At 54.7% G+C, this 16,175-nt stretch carries 14 protein-coding genes; 3 read left to right on the top strand and 11 right to left on the bottom strand.

Going from position 1 to position 16,175, the window contains the following annotated elements; translation table 11 throughout:
• Positions 1-73: 73 nt before the first annotated feature.
• Positions 74-985, bottom strand: coding sequence for a prohibitin family protein (locus tag WX88_RS15045; protein WP_046245206.1), 912 nt, complete (start codon positions 983-985; stop codon positions 74-76).
• 107 nt (positions 986-1,092) lie between these two features.
• The gene (locus tag WX88_RS15040; RefSeq protein ID WP_052732712.1) at positions 1,093-1,560 is read right to left on the bottom strand and encodes a hypothetical protein; all 468 of its coding nucleotides are present in this window, start codon (positions 1,558-1,560) and stop codon (positions 1,093-1,095) included.
• 138 nt (positions 1,561-1,698) lie between these two features.
• Here WX88_RS15040 and WX88_RS15035 point away from each other — a divergent pair, with 138 nt between their 5' ends.
• Positions 1,699-1,932 carry a hypothetical protein gene (locus tag WX88_RS15035; RefSeq protein ID WP_046245205.1) on the top strand — a complete coding sequence of 78 codons (234 nt, stop codon included), beginning with the start codon at positions 1,699-1,701 and terminating at the stop codon, positions 1,930-1,932.
• Positions 1,933-2,020: 88 nt separating this feature from the next.
• On the opposite strand, the gene WX88_RS15030 is transcribed toward WX88_RS15035, so the two are convergent.
• The 3 genes from WX88_RS15030 to WX88_RS15020 form a co-directional block, all read right to left on the bottom strand.
• On the bottom strand, positions 2,021-2,329 hold the full coding sequence (locus WX88_RS15030; protein ID WP_156176153.1) for a hypothetical protein: 309 nt from the start codon (positions 2,327-2,329) through the stop codon (positions 2,021-2,023).
• A gap of 113 nt (positions 2,330-2,442) precedes the next feature.
• Positions 2,443-3,711: an S-adenosylmethionine:tRNA ribosyltransferase-isomerase gene (locus WX88_RS15025; protein ID WP_046245203.1), complete on the bottom strand. Its 1,269-nt coding sequence runs from the start codon at positions 3,709-3,711 to the stop codon at positions 2,443-2,445.
• 100 nt (positions 3,712-3,811) lie between these two features.
• Complete coding sequence (locus WX88_RS15020; RefSeq protein ID WP_316932332.1) at positions 3,812-4,615, bottom strand: class I SAM-dependent methyltransferase; 804 nt, start codon at positions 4,613-4,615, stop codon at positions 3,812-3,814.
• 314 nt (positions 4,616-4,929) lie between these two features.
• Between WX88_RS15020 and WX88_RS27735 the strand changes: the two genes are divergently transcribed.
• Positions 4,930-5,451 (top strand): hypothetical protein, encoded by a 522-nt coding sequence (locus tag WX88_RS27735; RefSeq protein WP_156176152.1) that lies wholly within the window; start codon positions 4,930-4,932, stop codon positions 5,449-5,451.
• 76 nt (positions 5,452-5,527) lie between these two features.
• On the opposite strand, the gene priA is transcribed toward WX88_RS27735, so the two are convergent.
• The 6 genes from priA to rpsF all read right to left on the bottom strand — a co-directional run bounded on the left by priA (position 5,528) and on the right by rpsF (position 14,176).
• On the bottom strand, positions 5,528-8,071 hold the full coding sequence (gene priA / locus WX88_RS15010) for a replication restart helicase PriA (protein WP_046245201.1): 2,544 nt from the start codon (positions 8,069-8,071) through the stop codon (positions 5,528-5,530).
• A 165-nt stretch (positions 8,072-8,236) separates the two neighbouring features.
• The gene (locus WX88_RS15005) at positions 8,237-10,321 is read right to left on the bottom strand and encodes a thioredoxin domain-containing protein (protein ID WP_046245200.1); all 2,085 of its coding nucleotides are present in this window, start codon (positions 10,319-10,321) and stop codon (positions 8,237-8,239) included.
• Positions 10,322-10,386: 65 nt separating this feature from the next.
• On the bottom strand, positions 10,387-12,876 hold the full coding sequence (locus tag WX88_RS28820) for a GSCFA domain-containing protein (RefSeq protein WP_072053023.1): 2,490 nt from the start codon (positions 12,874-12,876) through the stop codon (positions 10,387-10,389).
• 97 nt (positions 12,877-12,973) lie between these two features.
• Positions 12,974-13,417 (bottom strand): 50S ribosomal protein L9, encoded by a 444-nt coding sequence (rplI, locus tag WX88_RS14995; RefSeq protein ID WP_046245199.1) that lies wholly within the window; start codon positions 13,415-13,417, stop codon positions 12,974-12,976.
• A 93-nt stretch (positions 13,418-13,510) separates the two neighbouring features.
• The gene (rpsR, locus tag WX88_RS14990; protein ID WP_035561439.1) at positions 13,511-13,744 is read right to left on the bottom strand and encodes a 30S ribosomal protein S18; all 234 of its coding nucleotides are present in this window, start codon (positions 13,742-13,744) and stop codon (positions 13,511-13,513) included.
• A 54-nt stretch (positions 13,745-13,798) separates the two neighbouring features.
• Positions 13,799-14,176: a 30S ribosomal protein S6 gene (gene rpsF / locus WX88_RS14985; RefSeq protein ID WP_046245198.1), complete on the bottom strand. Its 378-nt coding sequence runs from the start codon at positions 14,174-14,176 to the stop codon at positions 13,799-13,801.
• A 488-nt stretch (positions 14,177-14,664) separates the two neighbouring features.
• On the opposite strand from rpsF, the gene WX88_RS14980 reads away from it, so the two are divergent.
• Complete coding sequence (locus WX88_RS14980) at positions 14,665-16,014, top strand: cytochrome c3 family protein (RefSeq protein WP_082116055.1); 1,350 nt, start codon at positions 14,665-14,667, stop codon at positions 16,012-16,014.
• The last annotated feature ends 161 nt before the right edge of the window (positions 16,015-16,175 follow it).

Here is a 16,175-nt window from a genome sequence, read left to right as displayed (position 1 = left end):
TTGAAACTAGAAAAAGCCTCGTAGCTATTGCTATAAGGCTTTTTCTAGCTGTCAGCATTTTCAATTAAACTACCTACTTATCGCCCAATAGTAGTTGCGGCACATTTCCGCGCCCGCCACCCATGATGATGACCTTGGCATTGGGTGAGGTCGCAATGGCTTGGTTGGCTTTGATGGTTTCGTATTGCAGCAGCTTGTCGCTTAGTTCGGTGTTTACGATGCGTTGGTAGTCGGCAATGCCTTGGGCTTCGACGCGCTTACGTTCGGCTTCCTGCTTTTCCTTTTGCAGCACGAACTGCATTTTCTGAGCATCCTGCTCCGCTGAAATCTTGCTTTCGATGCTGGCTTTCACCGACTGGGGCAATTGGATGTTGCGGATGAGGAGCTGGTCGAGCTGCAGTCCGCTGGCGCGGAAATCTTTTTCGATGGCGGCTAGGATGCGTGCCTGAAATTCCTCGCGCCGGGTCGAGTACAGGGCCACGGCGTCGTAATACACCGCATTGTCGCGAATGCGGGTGCGCGAAATGGCGCGCACAATCTTATCTTGATAATCCTCACCGATGTTAGACAGGATTTTGGGAGCTTGGTCCGGTACCACGTGGTAAAGTACGGTGAGGTCGATGACAACTTCCAGGCCATCGGCTGAGAGGACGCGAATGGCATCGTCGCCACTTTGTTGGCCTTCGCTATGCACCGCCGACATGGTATAATTCTGGGTCCGGGTATCGAAGCGGATGACATCTACCAGCGGGTTCACCACGCTCAGGCCCGGCCGCAATATCCGACTCTGGACTTGTCCAAACAGCGTTTGAACCCCAACCTGCCCTACGCCAATCTGAACTACCGTGCTCAGGGCCAAACCAAGCAGTAAAAACGCGGCACCCAGAAAGATGAGGCCGCCGCGCAGTCGTTCCAGACGTTCGGAGAGCCGCGACGCGTTCAGGCCCACGACCAGTAGAACGAAACCAAAAATGGTGAGAGTCATGAGCAGGAAATTGAAAAATGGAGAGGTAGAAAGGAAGAATACCTAAGCACCTGCTCAAGGGCTTATTGTAAAAAGAATGAGGGTGTCGGTATAGTCAAAGGCACACATTACTCTTCATCCTCATCAGCACTGAAATCTAGCGTGCGAGCTAGGTCGACGGCTTCCTGCGCTACTTCTTCGAGCAATTGAGGCGCATCAGCGTCGAGGGTGCGGCCGAAGAGGTTGAGAAGCTCTTCGCCTTCCTCATTCACGTAAAGGTTTTCATAGAGCCGGTCGAACAGGCGAGCTTCGCGGCCCACAATGCGGTCGATGTCTTCGGGCGAGCGGGCTTCGCTTAGGGCGCGGTGCAGCACGTCGAGCACTTGGCGGCTTTCGGCATGGTCACCCAGCTCCGAAACCAGCTTGAGCAGGCTCATGGCCAAGCCCAGGCGCACCTGCTCGAAGCGAAAAGGTCGCTCGGCAGGCGTGGCGGCCCGCAATTGGTCGTAGGCGTGGCGGGCGGTGGGAGTGAGGTAGTACTTCACGTCATTGGGAGCGGTGAAGGCTAAGTGTAGCAGTTGTTCGTAGGGCGACATAAAAAACGGGTGGCCAGACCCGAAACAAGGCCAGATTTGGTGCGTAAGCGAAGGGCGAAAGGCACGCTAGGATGCCATGCTCTGGCATGCATCGCAAGCGCCGGCCTTTTATTACACCGCTACCTTACTTTTCGAGCAATGACACACAAAAAAAAATGGCTGCTATTTGCCCCGTTGGGCCTCGTAACAATTGGCGCTGGCGCCTGCATGGTGCAGTGGGCTGGGGGGCTGATGGAGAAGCGAGTGCCTGCGAAGCAGTGGGTAGCTGCCGGGACGGCGGCTTTGGTCGTCTTCAATGCTGGTATCAGCCTGTTTGGCCACGGCGTGGCCGAAAGCGTGCTGTACCAACTACGGGAGAAGCCCGCCAGGTAATAAGCACTCAATCTCGGCATAAATTCAATAAAAAACCCCGGCCACGGCCGGGGTTTTTAGGGAATGCGGAAAGGAAAAACTTTGGAAACTATTCTGTTTTAGCTTCCATTTTCTCGGTGCCGTCTTTGGCCTTGCCGCTTATTTTCTGGCTTCCCTGTTTTACGGCGGCACTAGTTTTCTTGGCACCTTTCTTAACGGCGGTACCAGCCTTTTTAGCTACGTTGCCAGCGGCATCGGCGGTGTTGTCGAGGGCTTGACCGACGTTGGTCTTACCAGTTTTAGTCACAACTTTCGTGGTGCCGTTGTCGCGTTTCTTCACTTCTGTGGTGGGGGTGGTCTGCGCGAAGCTAGTGGTAGCAAAAGCGCAAAGGGCGAGCAACAGGGTTACTTTTTTCATGGTCAGGATTGAGGATAAGAACATCTAGGCTTTGTACGGAGCCCGTATGCAAAGGTTCTTTACAAGCAGCGTGCCGCAAATCTCGGTTGAGCCAGCTCGCTTTCCTCTTGGTGTTAGGTAGCTGTCGGCAGCAGAAGTGAACTGTCGCCGTAGCTTAAAAAGCGGTAGCTGTGGGCTAGCGCGTGGTCGTACACTGCCCGCCACTCGGGGCCCAGCAGCGCAGCCACCAAAAGCAGCAGCGTGCTTTCGGGCTGATGAAAATTGGTGATAAGACCATCAATCAAACGGAATCGATAGCCCGGTGCGATGAGTAGCTGGGTGCTGGCTTGCAACGTCTCGGTGCCGCTAGTTTCAAGGTATCGGAGCAGGGCCGTCAAAGCTACTTCCGGGCTGATTTTATCGGCAGCAGAGGCCATTTCATATGGTTGCCACTGCGTCACGAGCAATTCAGCGGGGCTAGTCTCAGTCGTCTCGTCCCTCGATGAGGGCGTCTGTAGCAAACCTACGCCTAACCAGTACAGCGTTTCGAGCGTGCGCAGACTTGTGGTGCCCACCGCTAGTACCGGCTGGGGCCGATGGGTCAGCAACTGCCGCAGCAGAGAGGCCGTGACGAGAATTGGCTCGGTGTGCATGGGGTGGTCGGCCATGCGGTCGGCCTTCACCGGCTGGAAGGTGCCTGCGCCCACATGCAGGGTAATATGGCCACTCGAAAAGCCTTGTTGCTGAAGCTCAGTCAGCAATTCAGGCGTGAAGTGCAGCCCAGCAGTGGGGGCCGCCACGGCGCCTTCGGTAGCGGCATATACCGTTTGATAGCGTACGGCATCGGTGGCAGTGTCGGGGCGGCCCAGGTAGGGGGGCAGCGGCAGATGGCCCGCGGCGCGCAATACTTCGGCAAAGGGCAATGTGGCCGGCTCCCAGCGAAAATTAATCAGAGCCGTACCAGTTTCCTGCGCTTGGCGCTCGGCCCAAAGGGTGGCAGTTTGGCCATCGCCCGTTGCGAAATTCAGGCTTACAGGGCCTTCTTTCCAGCGGCGGCCATTGCCAACTAGGCAGCGCCACGTGCAATAGCCAGTCTGCTGCAAGGCTAATTCCAGGCTGCGGTGCGGCACTACGGGCTCCAGGCAAAACAGCTCAACTTGCCCCCCAGTGGGCCGCCGAGCCAGCAGCCGCGCCCGCACCACGCGGGTATCGTTGAAAATCAACAGTGCCCCAGATGGCAGTTCATTCGGCAGGTCGCGGAAGCTTTTATCGGAAAGCTGGCCCTGTCTGCTCACCAGTAGCCGGCTGGCGGCGCGGTCGGCTAGGGGTTCCGGCGCAATGCGCTCGGGTGGCAGGGGATACGTGAAGTCGAGAATAGAAAGGTGGCGTGGGTCAGGATTCATGCCCGCAAAGGTCGGCTAAGTAGCGTAGCGAGTACAATTTTCGTCCAGTTTCTTTGGGCTATACTCACTGTAATCATTCCCGAACAGGAGAGAGAAGTGCCTACTTACGTCGAAACAGCAGCAAGTGCTGCTGCGGCAGCTTTTCCACCGTTTCCACGAGTTCTAGTCCCACGGCGCTCATTTCCTTGCGGGCTTGCTCCACGCTCATTTTGTGGATGCGCTTGATGGGAACATTGGGGTCTTCGGCCCGGTACTCGACCAGCGCCAGACGGCCGGTGCCAGGGCGCAGGGCTCGCCGGATGGCTCGGCCCATCTCCCGTGGATGGTCGAATTCGTGGTACGCATCTACGATGAGTACCAGGTCCACGCTATCGGCAGGTAGGGCGGGATTGGTGGTGGTGCCCAGCACGGGGCGTACATTGGGCGCGTTGAGCTTGCGCTTATTGGCCTGTAGCGCCTTAATCATCTCGGGCTGAATGTCGACAGCCAACACCTGGCCCTTGGGTACTTTTTTGGCTAACTGGAATGAAAAGAAGCCCGTGCCCGCCCCAATGTCTGCCACGACATCCATAGGCTTCAGCTTCAACTCTTTCAACAGAATATCGGTGCCCTCTTCCTGTCGGCGGCCGTTGCGTTCCAGCCAGCTGGCTCCCTCGTGGCCCATAACGTGGGCAATCTGTCGGCCCAGATAATAGGTGCCAATGCCATTGGGGTCGTGCGGCGGGGCCTTCTGGTAGCCGCTGGTGTCGGTGGCGAGGGTGATGGCCTGCATGCGCCGGTCACTACCAGCCGAAGGCCGGGTTTCGGCGGGAAGCTGGGTGCAACTCAACGCCAATAACCCGGCTCCGCCACCCATTCCCACTACGCTTAAAGCGCGTTGCCAAGTTGAAAAATAGTACCTCATAATGAGTCGCAAGTAAGCACATTTGACTGAAGTCAACAGCAATTTGAAATGGCGCGTTCAGCTTGATACTATCTCGCCTAGCCTGCAAACTATAGCCATCAGGAGCGAGCAGCAGCAGCTAAGAGCGCAGTTTAGCTAATAAAAAAGTATTGAACACCTCACCTGTTTATAATTTTGGCCGTAGAATGACCGTTTATTGATTTCTTCTTACATCAAGCTTGTCCATGAAAAATATGTTTCCTCCCTTTACTAGGCTTATAGCTATAGCCGCGTGTGCTCTGACGTTGGGTAGCTGCAATCGCGCCGAATACGCCATGCTGCCCAAAAGCGGGTCGTACCACGGTGTGAGCCGCGTAGCGACACCAGTACCCGCTGCCACGTCCGTCGCTCCCGCCTCCTTTACCGAATCTACTGCTCCCGAATCCGTAGTAGCTGCTGCGCCCGAAAGTGCTCCGGCGCCTACGGCAGAGTCCGCTACGCTTCCCGTAGCTGAGCCAAGTGCCTCAGAGAAAAAAGCTGTAGCCACTGCGGCCAGCAGCGCTGCTGCCAGTGTTTCCACTACCGCCACGCCTCCCCGCAAGCTGAACGCTCTCCAGCGCCTGGCTCTGAATAAAGTGACTCGCAAGGTGGACAAGCTCATGCAAAAATCCGCTACGGCCCGTCAGCACGACAATACTGCCTCGACTGCCAGAGGCGGTATCGACGGCAACCTCCGCACAGGTATTATTCTGCTGCTGGTTGGCTTGCTGGTCGGCATACTCAATGGATTGATAGGCACTATCATTGCCATTATTGGCTTGGTTTTCATTATCCTGTGGCTGCTCGATCAGGCGTAGTCCTAGCATAAATTCCAAACAGAAGACCCGCTCAGTTGATGAGCGGGTCTTTTTTATTATTCAAAATGAAGGTTGGCTACATCGGGTCCACATCGGCGACCAGCCGGGCTTGCTTGAACTCCTTCTGGTCACGTACCACATCCATAGCGGCACAAATCTGTTCTTTGGCCCATTTCAGGGCGGTGTGGGCGCGGTCGAGCTTGATGGTGATTTCCTGCAAATAAAAGTTACGGATACGGAAAATGTAGGGTGCTTCCGGCCCTAGCACGGCCGCCCGGCCCAAGCGGTCCACTAATTCCTGAGTCAGTAAAATGGCAGCCTGCTCGCCGAGGCCTTGCTCCACGTGTTTCACCGTCATTTTGATGACGCGCATGAATGGCGGGTAACCGTGTTCCTGCCGCTGCATGATTTCATAGTTGTAAAACTCCACGTAATCATTGCGGATAACCTTATCAAAAATCACCTGCGTCGGGTCGGCAGTTTGAATAATGACCTTACCTTTCTTGCCCTTACGCCCGGCCCGGCCGCTCACCTGCACAAACATCTGGTAAGCCCGCTCATGGGCCCGAAAATCGGGGTAGTGAATGATGCTGTCGGCGTTGATGATGCCCACCAGGCTAACGTTGGCAAAGTCCAGGCCTTTAGTCACCATCTGGGTGCCTACCAGCACGTTGGTAGTCTGTTTCTCGAAGTCGGCGATGATTTGCTGGTAGCTGTTTTTAGCCCGGGTCGTGTCCAGGTCCATCCGCTGGATGCTGGCCTGGGGCAGCATGATTTTTAGATCATCCTCGATTTTCTCGGTGCCGAAGCCTTGGGTTTTCACTGCGCGGGAGCCGCAGGCGGGGCACTTGGTTACCATGGGGTCGTGGTAGCCGCAGTAGTGGCAGCGCAGCTCGTGGCTGTGCTTGTGGTAGCTCAGGCTCACGGCGCAGTTGGTGCATTTAGGGATCCAGCCGCAGTCTTGGCAGGCTACCACGGGTGCATAGCCGCGCCGGTTCTGAAAGAGGATAACCTGCTCCTGCGCGCCCAGCTTGCGCTCGATTTCACCCAGCAAATCAGCCGTAAAGTGATTGTGCATGGTCTTTTTCTCCCGTGCCTTGCGCGTATCCACTAGCTCAATATCTGGCATTCCCGCCTCCCCAAAGCGCTTAGTGAGCGACACCAGTCCATAGCGGCCCTGCTTGGCCTGGTAATACGTTTCCACGGCTGGCGTGGCCGAACCCAGCAGCGTTTTGGCTCCCTGAAAGTTTGCCATCATCAGCGCCACTTCGCGGGCGTTGTAGCGCGGGGTGGGCTCGTACTGCTTGTAGCTGGACTCATGCTCTTCATCCACGATAATCAGTGAGAGGTTGTCAAACGGCAAAAACACCGCCGAGCGCACCCCCACTACCACCTGAAAGCGGCCCGAGAGCACACCATTCCACACTTCCACCCGCTCGTTGTCCGAGAATTTGGAGTGGTACACCCCCAGCCGCGAGCCAAATACACGCAATAGGCGACCCACAATCTGGGCCGTCAGGGCAATTTCGGGCAGCAGGTACAGCACCTGCCCGCCGCTTTCCAGCGCCTTGCGGATGAGGTCAATATAAATCTCAGTTTTGCCGGCCCCGGTCACGCCGTGGAGCAGCGTGATGTCCTTCTCAGCAAAATGCGCCATGATTTCATCGCGCGCCGTGGTTTGGGCTTCCGTCAGGCTGAAATGCAGCTGGGCCGCGGGCTCGTCTTCTAGCGGAAAGCGCGACACAATCACGTCGAACTGCTCCAGCACACCGTTTTTGATGAGTGTATTCACCGCCGAGGCCGAGAGGTGCGGGCTGCTTGTGAGCGCCGCTTTTTCAACGCCATTCTGGTTGGAATGCTCGTTTTGGTATACCGGCACGCGCTGCAGGTATTTCATCAGCACATCAAGCTGCTTCGACTTGCTAGCAAGGGTCCCAAACAGCTGCTCAATGGCTGCCTCGGAAATAAAATGGTGAGCCAGCCGTACTTTCTTCACCACCTTAGGCGAGTACTTATCAGCCGTGTGCTCAAAGAGGAAGATAATATCCTTATGCATCAACGACTTTATCACCTTATGAAATGAGGTAATACCGAGTAAGTCGCCTACCTCGGTAAAAGTCAATGCCTTTCCCTCTTCGGTGGTGCCCAAGGCATCCACAATTAACTCTTCCTGTGTGGTGAGCGGGTACTCGTTTTCTTCTCGCGAAAAGCCAGGGTGCAGCTGAATCCGCGACTCCGAGCTGAGCTTTAGCGCCGAAGGCAACGCCGCATTTATCACCTCGCCAATGGTACACATGTAGTAATCAGCCATCCAGCGAAACAGCTTGAGCTGCGGCTGCGTCACCACGGGCGCATCATCGATAAATTCGAGAATGTACTTGGCCTGGTAATTTGCCGGAGGCGTCTCATGCACCGCCGCCACAATGCAGCTGAGTGTCTTTTTGGCCCCAAACTGCACAATGACCCGCCCGCCAATCACCACGTTGTCGTTCAGCTCATACGGCACCCGATAAGTATAGAGCCGGGGCAATGGCAACGGCAAAATAACGTCGGCAAACAGCGTAACCCGGTCGGCCGTAGGGAGGGCTACAGGGGAAATAAAATCAAGAGCGAGACTCAAAACAAGGATAGGGTAGGGCGAATAGTAAAGATAACAGGACGCCCGTGCCAACCGAACCCCTGGCCACACTTTGACGCGAAGCGTGCAATGGCTAGCCAGATTGCCCCTTCATGGCAGCGAGTTACAAATTCGCCCCACTTGCTAGCTGGCAATTATGCTTCTGTGCTAAACCGAGCCTAGGGCCGCTTGTGCCTCGGCTACGTCATACACCGGCGCTAAGCAGGTCTGATTGCGGCATATGTGCACCGCTGTTTGGCCATTGGTAGCGGGCAGCAGCAGTTTGAGTAAGGGTAGTTTCGAACGTTTCTTCGTGCCAGCGATGACTGTATCAAACAAAAACGGCCGGTTAAGTTTTTCGCGGAACGTCTCCACCCCCGGCCCGATGATGGCTACCTCCGCGCCCGGCCGAAGCAGCGCCGCGTACAACGAGGCCCAGTTGGTGAGGTGTTGCGGCTCTTTCACCACCAAATGTCGCACCTGGGCCAGCATATCAGCGGCCAACTCGACGTAGCGGGCGTTTTCGAGATGGCGACCCAGGCGGCGCAGGTTGTGCGCCATCACAGAGTTCGAAGCGGGTATTACGTTATCGAAAAGCTCCTTTTTGCGGGCAATGAGCGGTTCAGCGCTGCTATCGGTGTAAAAGAACAATGTCTCAGTCGGGTCGAAGAAATTGGCTAGCACGTACTCCATCAGCGCTTCAGCTTCGTGCAGCCAAGTCTCCGTAAAGCTGACCTCATATAGACTGATAAACGCCTGAATTACCAGTGCGTAGTCCTCTAGGAAGCCATTGATGCTGGCGCGGCCGTTTTTGCAGGTGCGATAGAGGCGTGCGCCGTCACGCAAGTTGGCTTGGATAAAGCGAGCGTTGCGTTCGGCCACCACCAAAAACTCGGGTTCAGCGAAAGCGCGATACGCGTCAGTTAGGCCTTGGAGCATCAGGGCATTCCAACCAGTCAGGACTTTATTGTCGAGGCCGGGACGGACGCGGGTGGCACGCACCGCCATAATTTTCTGCTTCCACTCGGCTACGAGTTCCGGTACTACCCCCGGCGCTAGCTGGTGAGCAGCAGCGAAAGCCTGATCTGTTTCGCGGCGGTGCAGAATGTTACGGCCGTGCTCCCAATTGCCCAGGGCTGTGCAGTTATAGTAAGCCGAAAATAACGGTTCCTCATCGCCTAGAATCTCGCGTAGCTCGTCTTTCGTGAAAACATAAAACTTGCCTTCCTCACCTTCACTATCGGCGTCGAGCGAGGAGCAGAAGCCGCCCTCGGCATTCGTCAGCTCCAGCCGCACAAATTCAACTGTGTCATACACCACTTCCCGAAACAGTTCATCCTGCGTCAGTTGAAAAGCTTCGCTGTACAGACTGACTAGCTGCCCGTTATCATACAGCATCTTCTCAAAGTGCGGAGCCAGCCATTCTGCATCCACCGAATAACGAGCAAAACCGCCGTGAGCTTGGTCATAAATCCCGCCCCAGGCCATTTCACGCAGGGTGAGCACCGTTTGAGCCAGCACCGCCTGGCTACCACTGATGGCGTTGGCGCGCAATAAAAACCGCCAGATGCTGGGCATCGGAAACTTCGGGACGCGGTTCGTACCGCCCCGTTCCCGGTCGAACTGCACGCCCAAATTATATACCAGTAGCTTAAACTCTTCATCAGAAACCCTAGCCGGGCCCATTTCCGGAATTCCATCAATAGTTGGTAACGCCGCATGTTGATTATGTGCGCTATACTTTTTCAGCTCACTGCTGCCAATCACCTCCATAAACCGTTCAGCAGATTGCTCCAGCTCACCGCGGTGTTCGCCCGCATATGCTTGCCCAATATTCTCCAGTAGCTTTACCCAGTTGCCTTTCGTGAAATAAGTGCCACCGTAAAAGGGTTTAGCCTCCGAAGTCAGGAACACATTGAGCGGCCAGCCACCCTGCAAACCCATGGCGTGCAGGGCATCCATATAAATCTGGTCTACATCAGGCCGTTCCTCCCGGTCTACCTTGATGCACACGAAATGTGCATTCATTACCGCAGCTACTGCTTCGTTTTCAAATGATTCACGCTCCATTACGTGGCACCAGTGACAGGCCGCATAGCCAATGCTGACCAATATCGGCTTCTGCTCCGTCTGGGCTCGGCTCAAGGCTTCGGGGCCCCACGGGTACCAATCCACCGGGTTATGGGCATGTTGTTGCAGGTAAGGGCTGGTTTCCTGGGCGAGTCGGTTGGTCGATTGTGAAGCGTGGGCCATAGCGGAGAGGGTAGGGGAGGTACTGAAACACCAAACCCGGCGAAAAGGGCCGGGTTTGGAGAAAATTAGGTCGGCTTAGTCGGCTTTTTCGGCGCTTTAGGTTTGGCTGCGGTGGGTTTGGGCGCCGTCGTTTTGGGAGTGGCTGGTTTTGCTGCCGTGGCCTTTGGCTTTGTTGTCGGTTTGCGCTTTGCCGCCGGCGTAGGTTCTTCGGAAGCACTTGCCGCTGCTCGGGGAGCCGCTTCGGCCGTGGGTTTCGCCGGCTTGGCTTTAGGTGCTACCGCTTTCTTCTTCGGCGAAGCTGGTTTGGTTGTTGGTTCAATTAGAGTAGCTGAAGAGCCACTTAAACGGCCCGCCGCCACGTGGCTACGAATCTGTAGCGGGTCGGGCACTGGTACTACGGGCACATCAACGGCTGGCTTTTCTGCGCGTCCCCCACTCACAGCCCGCTTTGCCCGGTTAGGCCGGCGTGCGGCAGCTATGGGTGCTGCTTCCGGAGTTGTAGGCTCAGGCAAGGCGGGTGCTTCCACCGACGCTGGGGTATCTGCCTGCCTTTCACGGGTTGCTGATGAGTGCGCAACTGAATTGCTGTCAATAAGTTCCTCTGTGCTACCAGTAACGACAGTTGGGACCAGCGCTGGTGCAACAGGCGCAGCATCAACATTGTCTTCCTCAATAATGGAGGTTGGTACGACCTCTTTTCGGCCTCTATTCCTGTTTCCCCTCGATCTAGAATTCACATTCGCTGGTTCAGCAGGAGGATTATCCCTAACAATTGGCGGTATCTCAACTGGTGGTACTGCTATGTCCAAAGCCGGCGCTTCCACTTCTGCGTCCGACCTGCCTTCAGCTGCTTCATCAACTGGAACCGGAGGGACCGCAAACAACTCCACTCGCAGTATGCGGTTCTCATTGCGTCGCCCGCCCCGCTTCACCGGCTTCGATTTGGTGATGACTGAGGATTTTTTGTCGATTAGCTGTGCTTCGGATATTTCGGCTGTGATATCCGAGGCAGTTGAAGTAGGTGTTTGCGTCAAATCCTCTGGTCCTGTGGCTGCGCCGGCTTCTGGCGCGATGCCGCCAGTTGCTAGCCGAAGCGCGTTTTTACGCGCCGTCCGCTTCGCGCCACCACGCGACCGACGTTTCTTCTTCTTTACTAATCCTTCGTCAGCTACCGCCACATCCGAAGTCGTAGCAGCCGTGACCGATTCTATTGTCAAATCTGTGGTTTCCAACTCTGCTGTGGTTGGCAATGCCTCATCGGGCAAATCCAACGTTACCGATTGGTCACCGACAAAGGCGGCTGTGGCCTGAAATTGTTCATTCTCAGCAGGAAGTGGCTGCTGGCCCTTGCCGCGGCCATCGCGTTGGCCACGCTCGGGCCTTCCAGAACGGGCCCCTCGCTGAGACCGGAATTCCTCCGGTGACAAGCGCGGCGGCCTGGCCTGGCCCAGCGCCGAGAGTTCAACTGTCGTTGGTGTTGCTACTCCTACGTCCGCCGTTGCTGAAACATCGCCGATATCAACCCGTTCTTCGTCGTCCTCAATTTCAACCTCCGGCTCAGGTTGCCGAGGCACTGGCAAGGCTGCGAGTTTTGTTCGAACTTCACGCAACTCGTCGGTTACTTCCACCTTCCGCAGACTCAGCTGTTCTAATTTTCCCAGTGTTTTCTCCAAAAACTGGCGATGCTCCGGCGCAGCCGCATGCAGCGGACGATGCCCGAGCGACTGCCGTACCGCTGCCCATTCCTTGCGGAAACGGCCAAAGTCAACATCGAAATACGTCCTGGCAAATTTGTCCCAGATATAATCCTCCGCTACCTCCGACGGATGAAGCATATCGGCCGCGTAGAAGCGGTAGTCGCGCAAATCATCTACCATTAGCTCGTAAGCTGGAAAATAGGTCACACCCGGCAGCAAATCGCTCACAATGTGCGTTGCTACCCGCAATACCGACTTACTCACGGCGTTTAGAGGTAGGGTGTCCTTCAAATGTCGCACTGGACTCACCGTCAATACGAAGCGTAGCTTAGGGTTAATACGGCGCAGATAGGCGTGTGTTTCCGCCAAGCTATTGATGATTTCATCCGGCGTCAGTAATTCCCGCAGGAATAAATCGGCCGGCTGCTTGTGGCAGTTATTAATGAGCTCACCCGTTTCGCGCAGCCGGTAGGTCCAGGAGGTGCCCAGCGTGAGCAGCGCTACGTCCGCATCGCGCAGGAATGCGCCCGTGCGCCGTACCAATTCCTGAATCGTTTGCAAAAGCTCCACCGGCGAATCAGCCCCGATACTGCCATGCAGGTCGTAGCTCTGCCAGCGGCCGCGTGCTTGTACAAGGTGTTGCTGCCAGTCTACCTCTTCGCCCGCCGCAGCGCGCAACAGCCGGGCCAGCGCCAGCGGCTGAAACACGGTGCCAAAGGGATTCACCAGCGTTTCTACTTTATTCGCTGCTAATCGTGAGCCAATACTATCGGCAAAGCAAGAGCCCATAGTAAGGACTCGCGCCGTGCGCGATAGCTGGTCAGTAGCCGGAGCAATTGGTAATTCGGTTCTAAACATTAAAGCAAAAATAGCCCGTAACCAGTATCAGACCTGAAAGCCTAACAAAAAAGCCCCGCCAAACGGCAGGGCTTTTCCAACTATTGTTGAGCAGCAGCTATTCGGCTACTACTCGGAATTTTATCGTATGCTTCACTTCCTTATGCAGGTTAGCGGTAGCGGTATATTCACCAGCGGTCGAAGGCTCCTGATCGAACGAAAGACGTTTGCGGTCAATGTCCACACCTTTCGCTTTTAACGCTTCAGCCAGTTGTAAAGTGGTTACGCGGCCGAAAATCTTACCGCTCTCGCCTACTTTGGCTGGGATGTCAAGCACCACATCACCAATCTGGTTGGCAATAGCCTGCGCATCACCTTTGATTTTGTCGGCTTTATGAGCGGCTTGGCGCACGTTCTCAGCCGTGATTTTCTTGTTGGTTTTGTCAGCCAGTATGGCCAAACCCTGCGGCAGCAAGAAGTTACGACCGTAACCCGATTTCACGGTCACGATGTCGTTCTTGTAACCAAGGCCCTTAACGTCGTCTTTGAGGATGATTTCCATATCTGAAGGAAATTATGAGTTAGGAGTTATAAACTATAAGTTAGCACTGGATGCCAGCCCACAATTCACAATTCCTAATTCCTAATTCATATTTTATTTAAGAGCGTCAGCTACGTACGGCATCAGCGCCAAGTGACGGGCCTTTGCAATGGCCTGAGTCACTTTACGCTGAAACTTCAGGCTAGTGCCGGTGAGGCGACGTGGTAGCACGCGGCCCTGCTCGTTCACGAACTTCAGCAGGAAGTTTGGGTCTTTGTAGTCCACGTACTTAATGCCGTTCTTTTTGAAGCGGCAATATTTCTTGCGGGTGTCCTGCGGCTTGTTCATAGCCGACCGGTCGTTGTTCCGGTTGAATGCGGGGGATGCCATATCTTTTATGGATTATTGGGCTACAGCTTCGGGTTCTTTTGCAGCCTTCTGCAGGTTCATCTCGCCATTACGGCGGCGGTTGTTGTATTCCACGGCGTGCTTATCAAGCACCGTAGATAAGAACCGGATGACGCGCTCGTCGCGGCGGAACGCCAACTCAAGTACATCAACAATGTTGCCTTCTCCAGTATACGACAAGCAGAAGTAGTAGCCTGTGTTCTTCTTCTGAATTGGGTACGCCAGCTTGCGCAGGCCCCAGGCTTCGGTGGACAAAATGGCGGCGCTATTTTCCTTAAGCACCTGGGTGAACTTCTCGACCGTCTCTTGCACCTGGCTCTCGTTCAACACGGGAGTTACGATGAAGACCGTCTCGTAATTTCTTACTTCCATTACGACGGGGTGAAAATTTGGGGATGAAAAAATTGATTGGGGCGCAAAGGTACTGAGTTTCGGGCAGATTGCCAAAGGCAAAGAACACGTTAATTATGTACTATGACTGATGAGAGCCTATAGCCGTATCTACACGGGCCCTTCGCTTCAGATTCCTCAGATTAATACTTCACTCTGGGCCATTATCCTTCCCACTGCTCATTTTTTATTTGCCTGAAGGGTAACAAAAGCTTCCTAACTGGGGTTGTCCTTCAAAGCTTTATCAGGTGTCGAATGCCCAAACCAAGAAGGTGTCCGGCAGTAATAAGTGAGAGTGTGCGGTTGAACGGATAACCGACTGTGAATAGGGGATGAGAGCATAGAAAAGGCCCGATATGACCCTCCAAGGATGCCCAGAAATTGCATTCCACTTTTTGCCGCCTACGATTCCTGACCTACATTTGTGGCCTTGAAATGCCCTAGCGTTTCGTTTTACCGTCTATTTTCTTATGAATAGCAATCGACTTCGTTCGTTACCTCATCTGTTGCTGGCGCTATTTCTCACGTTTGCGGGCGCGCAACGGGTTTCGGCTCAAGATGCCACTGCCAACGCCGACGTGAAAAAAGAAGGGGTGACCCCCGGTGCAACCGCAGGTGCTACTCCCGCGACTGCTGCTGCCCCCGCCGCCGGCGGTGCTGATGCCGCTGCCATCGCAGCTGGTGACGCTCTATTTAAAGGCAATTGCGCCCAGTGCCACGCCGTAAATGAGCAAGTAGTAGGCCCAGCACTGGCGGGCATCACCAAGCGTCGGCCTATCTCTTGGCTCATTCCTTGGATCAAGAACTCCAGCAAAATGGTGGCCAGTGGCGATGAATATGCTGTAAATATTTACAACAAATTCAATAAGCAGCAGATGCCTTCCTTCGCCCTTTCGGACAAGGAAATTACCTCGATTATTGCTTATGTAACTTCGCAGGAAGGCGCTCCAGGTGTCGCTGCGAATGCTGGTCCCACGGCTGGCAATGCTGCTGCTACCGATGGTAAAGCTGATGCTGCTGGTGGTGCCGAAGCAGGTGCTGGAAAATATGTCGACATCTTACTTATTGTATTAGTAGTAGTGTTGATTGTACTGGTGGTGACGCTCGTTATCATTGGTAATCTAATGAAAGACGTATTGCGGGGGCGCAAAGACTTGGATGGCCGGGACGTTGAGATTTTGGAGCAGCGCTTCGATTGGGGCAAACTCTATCGCTCGCCGGTTATGCGTGGTATTGTAGGAACGGTCTTCGCTCTGGTTTTACTTTACGAAGGGGTGCAAAGTGTAATGGCTGTAGGCCTGACTCAAGGGTATCAACCCACTCAGCCTATTGCTTTCTCACACAAGCTACACGCTGGTGAGCACCAAATTAACTGCGCGTACTGCCACACTTCAGTGTATAAATCTAAGTCGGCTAACATTCCATCGGCTAATATCTGTATGAATTGCCATTCGCAGATCAAGACAGAATCGCCCGAAATCAAGAAAATATACCGGGCCATTGAGCGCAAGCAACCTATTCAGTGGGTGCGTATCCACAACCTGCCCGACTTTGCCTACTTCAACCACTCGCAGCACACCCAAGTGGGAGGCCTGCAGTGCCAGACTTGCCACGGCCCTATCCAAAATATGGAAGTGGTTTACCAATACTCGGCCCTCACCATGGGATGGTGCATCAACTGTCATCGCGAGATGCCACTCAATACCAAAGACAACAAGTACTACGACAACCTCGTGAAGCTGCACAACACTAAGAATGCTGGTGCTCCCTTCACCGTATCGTCGAATGGTGGCACCGAGTGCTCGAAATGCCACTACTAATTGGTTAAAATCGTCTTAGGAGCCTAGGGCGTTACTGGCCTGGTAGCTTCAAGGTCGTTGCTTGCCAACTTATAATTAAAAATTCCGCTCATAAATTCAAGTACCTCGTGGTCATCTAGAGGCTTATCAAGCCTCTAAGCTCCCGAGTCCCTAAGTCCCCA

Origin of the sequence: Hymenobacter terrenus (genome assembly GCF_000972495.1) — a bacterium.
Classification (GTDB): Bacteria; Bacteroidota; Bacteroidia; order Cytophagales; family Hymenobacteraceae; genus Hymenobacter; species Hymenobacter terrenus.
This window is presented reverse-complemented; position numbering and strand designations above follow the sequence as displayed.

Bases quoted from the DNA above. Each gene is read 5' to 3' on its own strand.
- WX88_RS28820 (WP_072053023.1), bottom strand. From the start codon at position 12,876: ATGTTTAGAACCGAATTACCAATTGCTCCGGCTACTGACCAGCTATCG.
- WX88_RS15045 (WP_046245206.1), bottom strand. From the start codon at position 985: ATGACTCTCACCATTTTTGGTTTCGTTCTACTGGTCGTGGGCCTGAAC.
- rplI (WP_046245199.1), bottom strand. From the start codon at position 13,417: ATGGAAATCATCCTCAAAGACGACGTTAAGGGCCTTGGTTACAAGAAC.
- WX88_RS15020 (WP_316932332.1), bottom strand. From the start codon at position 4,615: ATGAGGTACTATTTTTCAACTTGGCAACGCGCTTTAAGCGTAGTGGGA.
- WX88_RS15040 (WP_052732712.1), bottom strand. From the start codon at position 1,560: ATGTCGCCCTACGAACAACTGCTACACTTAGCCTTCACCGCTCCCAAT.
- WX88_RS27735 (WP_156176152.1), top strand. From the start codon at position 4,930: ATGCTGCCCAAAAGCGGGTCGTACCACGGTGTGAGCCGCGTAGCGACA.
- WX88_RS15025 (WP_046245203.1), bottom strand. From the start codon at position 3,711: ATGAATCCTGACCCACGCCACCTTTCTATTCTCGACTTCACGTATCCC.
- WX88_RS15035 (WP_046245205.1), top strand. From the start codon at position 1,699: ATGACACACAAAAAAAAATGGCTGCTATTTGCCCCGTTGGGCCTCGTA.
- WX88_RS15030 (WP_156176153.1), bottom strand. From the start codon at position 2,329: ATGAAAAAAGTAACCCTGTTGCTCGCCCTTTGCGCTTTTGCTACCACT.
- rpsR (WP_035561439.1), bottom strand. From the start codon at position 13,744: ATGAACAAGCCGCAGGACACCCGCAAGAAATATTGCCGCTTCAAAAAG.
- WX88_RS14980 (WP_082116055.1), top strand. From the start codon at position 14,665: ATGAATAGCAATCGACTTCGTTCGTTACCTCATCTGTTGCTGGCGCTA.
- WX88_RS15005 (WP_046245200.1), bottom strand. From the start codon at position 10,321: ATGGCCCACGCTTCACAATCGACCAACCGACTCGCCCAGGAAACCAGC.
- rpsF (WP_046245198.1), bottom strand. From the start codon at position 14,176: ATGGAAGTAAGAAATTACGAGACGGTCTTCATCGTAACTCCCGTGTTG.